This is a genomic window from Caballeronia sp. (assembly GCF_049581465.1).
Taxonomy (GTDB): domain Bacteria; phylum Pseudomonadota; class Gammaproteobacteria; order Burkholderiales; family Burkholderiaceae; genus Caballeronia.
The window spans coordinates 1-2,199 of the sequence record NZ_JBAUSA010000455.1 but is presented as its reverse complement, the minus strand read 5'-3'; the positions used below and the strand labels follow the sequence as shown (position 1 = coordinate 2,199).

The 2,199-nt window shown below is 62.1% G+C and carries 3 protein-coding genes; all 3 read right to left on the bottom strand.

The features are described 5' to 3' along the window. Positions 1 to 305: phosphoglycerate kinase (pgk, locus tag WCA53_RS11290; RefSeq protein ID WP_423909354.1), on the bottom strand; the 305-nt coding region annotated here is incomplete at its 3' end. A gap of 472 nt (positions 306 to 777) precedes the next feature. Beyond that, complete coding sequence (locus WCA53_RS11285) at positions 778 to 1,101, bottom strand: AzlD domain-containing protein (RefSeq protein ID WP_423909346.1); 324 nt, start codon at positions 1,099 to 1,101, stop codon at positions 778 to 780. After that, positions 1,098 to 1,874, bottom strand: a complete 777-nt coding sequence (locus WCA53_RS11280) for an AzlC family ABC transporter permease (protein WP_423909349.1) — start codon at positions 1,872 to 1,874, stop codon at positions 1,098 to 1,100. Before WCA53_RS11280 ends, WCA53_RS11285 begins: the two co-directional genes overlap by 4 nt. Between the last annotated feature and the right edge of the window lie 325 nt (positions 1,875 to 2,199).

Below are 2,199 nucleotides of genomic sequence, written 5' to 3'. Positions count from 1 at the left end.
ACCCAATCGGCTAGCAGCGGCACGTCACGGCCCAGCAACTCGGACAGGCGCTTGGCCACCGGGGCCAAAGAGTCCTCCGGCTTGAACTGCCCTTCGGTCGGCCGGCCAAGATGGGAAGTGACCATCACGGCCGCGCCCGCCGCGAGCGCCGCCTGAATGGCCGGCACCGACGCACGCACCCGCGTGTCTTCCGTAATGTTGCCCTGGTCGTCCTGTGGAACGTTGAGGTCGGCGCGGATGAAAACGCGCTTGCCGGCTACTTTTCCTTCGGCGATCAGGTCGGTGAAACGCAGTACTTTCGTCATGGGAGTCAGCGTGATTGATGAGCGGTTCAAGGAAGCGACACCGGGCCGGCTTTGAAACAAGCCGGCCGGTCAGGGCATCGCGAAAAGAAATGAGAAGGTGCGGGAGACGGCGCGCGTGAGCACGCGGCAGGACGCGACGCCATTGGGCGCACGCTTGCATAGCGCGACAGCGAGCCTTGCCTTCGACGTCGGCCGCGGCGCGAACGGCGCGGGTGATGTCACAGAAGCAATGCGGTGCAGCTGAGAATAACGCGAACAGCGCTGTTGCGCGGTGACTGCCGGATACACGTTCGACCTCATTCGATGCGACAGCGAGAACGCCATTTTAACTGATACCCATGCCCATCAAGGCGCTGGAATCTCAAATCCCGGGGATTGGGATAGCGTGATAGAGCGCGGCGGAGTTTGTGCGACGCAGCATCGCGGTGTTGGGGCTCGTCGGACAAGTCAACTCAGGGCGGCTCAGGACAACTCAGGCCAGCAAACGCAGCGCGGTAAAGGCGAGCATCCCCACGACGATGGTCCCAATCATCGAGCGCCGCCACAAAAACCAGCCGAGCCCGCATAGCGACGCGTACAGCGCGTGGTTGGAGAAACCGACTGAGAAGCCTTGCGGCGTCATGAGCAAGTCGGGCACGACTACGGCAACAAGCGCCGCCGCCGGGGCGTAACGCAGCGCGCGCTGGATCCGTTCGGGCAGGATCATGCGCTCGCCGCCGATCAGGAACAGCGCACGCGTGATGGCCGTGATCAGGCCCATCCCGAGGATTGCCAGCCACACATGACTTGCGCTCATTTGGTATCGCCGGGGCGAGGCGTGCTCGAAGAACGAGCGTTGTCGCGTGAGCGCTCGTGCCGCAACCCCAACCTCTCCGCGATGACATCGGTAAACGTACCCGCGGCCAGCGCAGCAAAAACCGCCAGCGGCAACGCGAGCCGATAGGGCAAATCGAAGGCGACCAGCGAAATCACGCTCGCCACGCCAGCGGCCACCAGCGTGGAGCGCGTCGCGATGGCCGAGACGATCAGCGGGATCAGCGCAAGCGTGCCGGCTAGTTCGAGGCCCCAGTTATCGGGGAAGAGCGTGGCGAGCAAAATGCCCACTATCGATGAAACCTGCCACGCCGACCAGCTCGTCGCCGCCATTCCCCAGAAAAACGCTTCTTTGCCGGGCTGAAAGCCGGTCGGGAAATTGCGCTTCTGGAACATGAGGTAAATGATGTCGCCGTTGAAGTACCCGAGCACAAGCCGCCGTCGCAGCGATAAATACGCAAAGTGCGGCGCGAGACCTGCGCTGAAAATCACGAAGCGCAGGTTGACCATCGCGGCGGTGAGCAGGATGGTCCACAAGGGCAATTTGGCGGCAAACAGCGGCAAGACGGCCAGTTGCGAAGACCCGGCATAAACCGCGAGCGACATTCCTAGTGCCTGCGGAATCGTGAGCACGGTCTTCGCCATCGCGATACCGGTGACGAGACCCCACGAGAACGTGGCCGGAACGGCCGGGGAAAACGTCTTGACGCCATCGAGAAAAGCGCGTCGATTCAGGTCGGTCAGCCGGTCGAGCATGAACATGGGTGCAGTGGCCGGTTGCGTGGCGCCCAGCGGGCATCGTTTGACGATGAAAGGCAAATTATAGCGTCGTGAAAGGCGTCGAAAACGCGTGACATGGCGGGCTTCGCCCAATTTTTGCTCAAATTGACGCTAAAATGATGGTCTTTGGTCGCCTGTCAACAAGCCGGTTTTGCACCGGTCGACGTCCGCGAGTGCTTTCGCCGCCCGGGCGTCGATCAGCACCAACCGGCGTCCAGCCTACGGCGGCCTGATCACAATTTGCACACACTCGCCAGGAGAATCGTATGTCAATGGCCGACCGCGACGGCAAGATCTGGAT